We start from the raw sequence: 6,247 nt of genomic DNA, 5'->3' as shown, positions 1-6,247 counted from the left end.
CTAGGTAGCTATCTAATTTGTAGCGCCATGGCTCTATGCCGGGCGTCTGCTGCCTGTGGGGGACAGATCCTGCGCCCCGCCAGCGCGCTACCATCCGCGGATGCCCTTGCTCGCTGATGACGCCCCCGCACTGCCGCTGGATGCCCAGGGCATTCTGGAACTGGCGGCACGCTCCATGTTCCAGCTGTTCTCCAGCGTCAGCCAGGGCATGTTCCTGGTGGATCGCAGTGGGCGCATCGTGTGGGTGAATGAGGGCTATCAGCGCTTTCTGCCGGACCTGGGTTTTTCGTCGGTGGACCAGTTCGTGGGCCGCACGGTGGAAGAGGTCATCCCCAACACACAGATGCGCCGCGTGCTCGAAACGGGCCAGCCCGTGCTGATCGACCTGCTGACCAACAAGGCGGGCACCTTCGTGGTCAGCCGCATTCCGCTGCGCGACGACGCGGACCGAGTGATCGGCGCCATTGGCATCGTGCTGTTCGACCATCCCGAGACCACGCTGCAGCCCCTCATCAGCAAGTTTGCGCTGTTGCAGCGCGATCTCGATGACGCCCGGCGCGAGCTGGCCAGCCAGCGCCGCCGCAGCCTGGCGGTGGCGGGCGACGGCGAGCGGCGGTCCAAGTACACCTTTGCCAGCTTCATCGGTTCCAGCCCCGCGGCAGCCGAGGTCAAGCGCCAGGCGCGCCGTGCAGCGCAGTCGAGCAGCCCCGTGCTGCTGCTGGGCGAGACGGGGACCGGCAAGGAGCTTCTGGCCCACGCGATCCACGCAGCGTCCAGCCGCGCCAGTGGCCCGTTCGTCAGCGTCAACATCGCCGCCGTGCCCGACACGCTGCTCGAGGCCGAGTTCTTCGGCGTGGCGCCTGGCGCCTACACCGGCGCCGACCGCAAGGGCCGCGACGGCAAGTTCAAGCTGGCCGATGGCGGCACGCTGTTCCTCGACGAAATCGGCGACATGCCCCAAAGCCTGCAGGCCAAGCTGCTGCGGGCGCTGCAAGAGGGCGAGATCGAACCGCTGGGCAGCAACAAGCTCGTGCCCTTCAATGTGCGCATCCTGGCCGCGACATCGCGCGATTTGGCGTCCCTGGTGCGCGAGGGCAAATTCCGCGAGGATTTGTTCTACCGCCTGCATGTGCTGCCGGTGCGTGTGCCGCCGCTGCGCGTGCGGCGCAGCGACATTCCTGCCTTGGTCGAAGCATTGGGCGAAGACCTGGCCCTGCGCAATGGCACCGCGCCGCCCGAGTTGCTGCCCGATGCGATGGCCCTGCTGGCGGGTCAGCCCTGGCGCGGCAACATCCGCGAGCTGCGCAATGTGCTGGAGCAGGCGGTAATGCGCAGCGACTCGCAGTCCATCGACGCCGCGCAGCTCGAACGCATCCTGCGCGAGGCGGGCGTGGAGCCCGCCGCCCCCGCCCCGGTGCAGGACCCAGGCCACGCCGCCGACGCCGACGCCGAGGACGAAAGCCGATACCTGCGCCCGCTGGCCGAGCAGGTGGCGGAGCTGGAGCGCAAGGCCATCGCGGCTGCGCTCAAAGCCCATGGCGGCAACAAGCTGGCCACTGCTCGCCAGCTGGGCATCTCGCGCGCCACGCTCTATGGACGTCTGGAAAACCCTGAATAAAAATCAGGCAAATGTCTAAAAATTAGACATTCAATGTGTATTGAAATCAGGCAGTGTCGCCAGGGTGTCAGCAAAAGTATCTTTGAAATCAAGCACTTGGCTGCTGGCACAGACTGTGCAATAAAGAAACATCACAACAGGAGACATCGCCATGCACCGTCGCACTCTGGTCGCCCTCGCTTCCGCAGCCGTTACCGCCGCCGCACTTTCTGCCCCCGCGTTCGCGCAGACCGGTGAAATCCGCATTGCCCACGTGTACAGCAAGACGGGTCCGCTGGAGGCCTATGGCAAGCAGACCCAGACCGGCCTGATGATGGGCCTGAACTACGCCACCGGCGGCAGCATGACCGTCAATGGCAAGAAGCTCGTCGTGATCGAGAAGGACGACCAGGGCAAGCCTGACCTGGGCAAGAGCCTGCTGGCCTCGGCCTACTCGGATGACAAGGCCGACATTGCCGTCGGCCCCACCTCCAGCGGCGTTGCCCTGGCCCTGCTGCCCGTGGCCGAGGAATACAAGAAGATCCTGCTGGTGGAGCCCGCCGTGGCCGACGCCATCACCGGCGACAAGTGGAACAAGTACATCTTTCGCACCGGCCGCAACAGCAGCCAGGACGCGATCTCCAACGCCGTGGCCATCGACAAGGCGGGCGTGACGGTGGCCACGCTGGCGCAGGACTATGCCTTCGGCCGCGATGGCGTGAAGGCCTTCAAGGACGCGCTCAAGAACGCCAAGCTGGTGCACGAGGAATACCTGCCCACCACCACCACCGACTTCACCGCCGGTGCCCAGCGCCTGATCGACAAGCTCAAGGACGTGCCCGGCCGCAAAGTCATCTTCATCATCTGGGCCGGTGCAGGCAACCCGTTCAAGATCGCTGACATGGACCTCAAGCGCTATGGCATCGAGATCGCCACCGGCGGCAATATCCTGCCTGCCATGGCGGCCTACAAGAACTTCCCCGGCATGGAAGGCGCGACCTACTACTACTTCGGTATCCCCAAGAATCCCGTGAACGAAGCCATGGTGGCTGCGCACTACAAGGAGTTCAAGACCCCGCCAGACTTCTTCACGGCCGGCGGTTTCAGCTCTGCCATGGCGCTGGTCACCGCTCTCAAGGCCACGAACGGCGACACCAACACCAACAAGCTCATCAAGACCATGGAGGGCATGAGCTTCGAGACACCCAAGGGCAAGATGACCTTCCGCAAGGAAGACCACCAGGCCATGCAGAGCATGTACCACTTCAAGATCAAGGTGGACCCGGCCTTTGCCTGGGGCGTGCCCGAGCTGGTGCGCGAGATCAAGCCTGAAGAAATGAACGTGCCGATTCGCAACAAGCGATAAGCCGGTCTTTCGACTCCGCTAGCGAGTTGGCGAGTTAGCGAGGCCCGTCGGACAGGATCACCGTCCTGCTCCTTCGGGGTCCATCCCGCAGGGGCGGCCGCCCCTCTTTTTCCAGTGAATTGATGCATGAACCCCCGGGTGTACACGGGGGCTGGGTCGGTTTTTCTCAAAAATTATTTGGAGACAAGACAACATGGCTTTCAATTTCATCCGGGCGGCAGCAGCAGGGGCTGCGATGGCACTGTGTGGCGTGGGCAGTGTTCACGCTGCCGTCAACCTGCCAGCACTCAAGATCGACAAGACACAGACCACGGTATCGGGCCTGTCCTCGGGCGGCTTCATGGCCGTGCAGCTGCACGTGGCGTACTCGGCAACGTTTGCCAAAGGCGCTGGCGTGGTGGCGGGCGGCCCGTTCTATTGCGCCGAAGGGTCCATCGTCAACGCCACGGGGCGCTGCATGGCCAGCCCCGCCAGCATCCCCACCAGCACGCTGGTGAGCACCACCAACACCTGGGCCAGCCAGGGCGTGATCGACCCCGTGGCCAACCTGCAGAACTCCAAGGTCTACCTGTTCTCGGGCTCGCTCGACAGTGTGGTCAAGACCGGCGTGATGGACGCACTGCGCACCTACTACAACAGCTTCGTGCCCGCCGCCAATGTGGTCTACAAGAAGGACATTGCTGCCGAACACGCCATGGTGACGGACGACTACGGCAACGCCTGCTCCACCAAGGGCGCGCCCTACATCAGCGACTGCAACTTCGACCTGGCTGGTGCCATGCTGCAGCATCTGTACGGCACGTTGAACGCCCGCAACAACGCCACTCTGCCCACCGGCAATTACATCGAGTTCAACCAGAGCGAGTTCATCACCAACCATGGCATGGCCACCACGGGCTGGGCCTATGTGCCCCAGGCCTGCCAGGCGGGCGGCACGGCCACCTGCAAGCTGCATGTGGTGCTGCATGGCTGCAAGCAGAACATCAGCGATGTGCAGCAGCAATACGTGCGCAACACCGGCTACAACCGCTGGGCTGACACCAACAACATCGTGATGCTGTACCCGCAGACCAGCACCGCAGCCACCAACAGCTGCTGGGACTGGTGGGGCTATGACAGCGCCAACTATTCCGAGAAGTCGGGCCCGCAAATGGCGGCCGTCAAGGCCATGGTGGACCGCGTCTCCAGCGGCACGGGTGGCACCACGCCCCCCGACCCTGTGGCCCTGCCAGCCCCCACGGGCGTGAGCACCTCGGGCGCCACGGCCAGCAGCATGGCCATCGGCTGGGCTGCCGTCACGGGCGCGACCAGCTACAACGTGTACCGCAACGCCAACAAGGTCAACGCGCTGCCTGTGACTGCCACCAGCTACACCGACACCGGCCTGGCCGCGTCCACCACCTACAGCTGGACGGTGCGCGCGGCCGATGCCAACGGGGCCGAGGGCGCCACATCGGCCGCAGCTTCGGGCACCACGCTGGCCGCATCGGGCGGCGGCACGGCCACCTGCACCACCGCCAGCAACTATGCACACACCCTGGCCGGGCGCGCGTACGCCGCCGGGGGCTACACCTATGCGCTGGGCTCCAACCAGAGCATGGGCCTGTGGAACGTGTTCGTCACCAACACCTTGAAGCAGACCAGCACCAACTACTACGTGATCGGCACCTGCCCCTAAAGTGCCGGGGCGCGCTGCCGCAGGGCAGGGCGCCCCACCCATTCCATCGATTGACTCAGACCGTGAAAGTGAACCCCCACCCATGAGCACCTTGGCCACCAAGGACTTGACCATCCGCTTTGGCGGCCACGTGGCGGTCAACGGCGTGACCTGCTCGTTCGAGCCCGGCACCCTGACCGCCATCGTGGGCCCCAACGGCGCGGGCAAGACCACCTACTTCAACCTGATCTCGGGGCAACTCAAGGCCACCAGCGGCAGCGTCACGCTGGGCGGGCAGGACCTCACGGGCCAGTCCGTCTCGGCACGCACCCACGCGGGCCTGGGCCGGGCGTTCCAGCTCACCAACCTGTTCCCCAACCTCAGCGTGCTGGAGAACGTGCGCCTGGCCGTGCAGGCCACGCAGGAGGGCAAGCACCGCCGGGGCATGAACCTGTGGAGCATCTGGAGCGACCACAGCGCGCTGACCCAGCGCGCCCGCGTGATCCTGCAGGCCGTGGCCATGACCGACCGGGCCGACACTCCCGTGGCCAGCCTGCCACACGGCGACCAGCGCAAGCTCGAAGTGGCGTTGCTCATGGCGCTGGAGCCGCAGGTCTACATGTTCGACGAGCCCACGGCCGGCATGAGCCACGACGAGGCGCCCGTGATCCTGAACCTGATCCGCGAGCTGAAGAAGGACAAGACCAAGATCATCCTGCTGGTGGAGCACAAGATGGACGTGGTGCGCGAGCTGGCCGACCGCATCATCGTGCTGACCAACGGCACGCTGGTGGCCGATGGCCCGCCAGCCGAGGTGATCGCATCGCCCGTGGTGCAAGAGGCTTACCTGGGCGTCTCCAAGGACGCAGAGCAGGAGGCCGCATGAGCACGACACCAACGACCAACCTGCTCGAACTCAAGGGTGTGCACACGCACATCGGGGCGTACCACATCCTGCACGGCGTTGACCTGGCTGTGCCCAAAGGGCAGCTCACCATGCTGCTGGGCCGCAACGGCGCAGGCAAGACGACCACGCTGCGCACCATCATGGGCCTGTGGCATGCGTCGCAGGGTTCCATCCACTTTGGTGGCAAAGACATCACCGCGATGAATACGCCTGCCATCGCGGGCCTGAACATCGCCTATGTGCCCGAGAACATGGGCATCTTTGCCGACCTCACGGTGAAGGAAAACATGCTGCTGGCCGCACGCAGTGCCCGCAACGCCGCGCAGATGGATGAGGCGCGCTTGCAGTGGATCTTCAAGCTCTTCCCCGCCGTGGAGAAGTTCTGGAACCACCCCGCCGGCAAGCTCAGCGGCGGCCAAAAGCAGATGGTGGCCGTGAGCCGCGCCATCGTCGAGCCGCGCGACCTGCTCATCGTGGATGAGCCCAGCAAGGGCCTCGCGCCCGCCATCATCAACAACATGATCGATGCGTTCGACCAGCTCAAGAAGAGCGGCGTGACCATCCTGCTGGTCGAGCAGAACATCAACTTTGCCAAGCGGCTGGGTGACACCGTGGCGGTGATGGACAACGGCCAGGTGGTGCATGCGGGCAGCATGGCCGCGCTGGCGCAAGACGAAGAACTGCAGCGCTCGCTGCTGGGGTTGGCGCTATGAGTTGTGT

At 64.8% G+C, this 6,247-nt stretch carries 5 protein-coding genes; all 5 read left to right on the top strand.

The window, feature by feature from the left end; genetic code table 11:
- Positions 1-100: 100 nt before the first annotated feature.
- The 5 genes from N4G42_RS16515 to N4G42_RS16495 all read left to right on the top strand — a co-directional run bounded on the left by N4G42_RS16515 (position 101) and on the right by N4G42_RS16495 (position 6,240).
- Positions 101-1,618, top strand: coding sequence for a sigma-54-dependent Fis family transcriptional regulator (locus N4G42_RS16515; protein WP_260667930.1), 1,518 nt, complete (start codon positions 101-103; stop codon positions 1,616-1,618).
- Positions 1,619-1,769: 151 nt separating this feature from the next.
- Positions 1,770-2,963 (top strand): substrate-binding domain-containing protein, encoded by a 1,194-nt coding sequence (locus tag N4G42_RS16510; protein WP_056064604.1) that lies wholly within the window; start codon positions 1,770-1,772, stop codon positions 2,961-2,963.
- Between the two features lie 193 nt (positions 2,964-3,156).
- On the top strand, positions 3,157-4,641 hold the full coding sequence (locus N4G42_RS16505; protein WP_260667929.1) for a PHB depolymerase family esterase: 1,485 nt from the start codon (positions 3,157-3,159) through the stop codon (positions 4,639-4,641).
- 82 nt (positions 4,642-4,723) lie between these two features.
- Positions 4,724-5,506, top strand: a complete 783-nt coding sequence (locus N4G42_RS16500; RefSeq protein WP_260667928.1) for an ABC transporter ATP-binding protein — start codon at positions 4,724-4,726, stop codon at positions 5,504-5,506.
- On the top strand, positions 5,503-6,240 hold the full coding sequence (locus N4G42_RS16495; protein ID WP_099730711.1) for an ABC transporter ATP-binding protein: 738 nt from the start codon (positions 5,503-5,505) through the stop codon (positions 6,238-6,240). Before N4G42_RS16500 ends, N4G42_RS16495 begins: the two co-directional genes overlap by 4 nt.
- The last annotated feature ends 7 nt before the right edge of the window (positions 6,241-6,247 follow it).

The organism is Acidovorax sp. K2F, assembly GCF_025246485.1.
Lineage (GTDB): Bacteria > Pseudomonadota > Gammaproteobacteria > Burkholderiales > Burkholderiaceae_C > Acidovorax > Acidovorax delafieldii.
This window is presented reverse-complemented; position numbering and strand designations above follow the sequence as displayed.

Coding starts and splice junctions, on each gene's coding strand:
- N4G42_RS16510 (WP_056064604.1), top strand. CDS start 1,770: ATGCACCGTCGCACTCTGGTCGCCCTCGCTTCCGCAGCCGTTACCGCC.
- N4G42_RS16515 (WP_260667930.1), top strand. CDS start 101: ATGCCCTTGCTCGCTGATGACGCCCCCGCACTGCCGCTGGATGCCCAG.
- N4G42_RS16500 (WP_260667928.1), top strand. CDS start 4,724: ATGAGCACCTTGGCCACCAAGGACTTGACCATCCGCTTTGGCGGCCAC.
- N4G42_RS16505 (WP_260667929.1), top strand. CDS start 3,157: ATGGCTTTCAATTTCATCCGGGCGGCAGCAGCAGGGGCTGCGATGGCA.
- N4G42_RS16495 (WP_099730711.1), top strand. CDS start 5,503: ATGAGCACGACACCAACGACCAACCTGCTCGAACTCAAGGGTGTGCAC.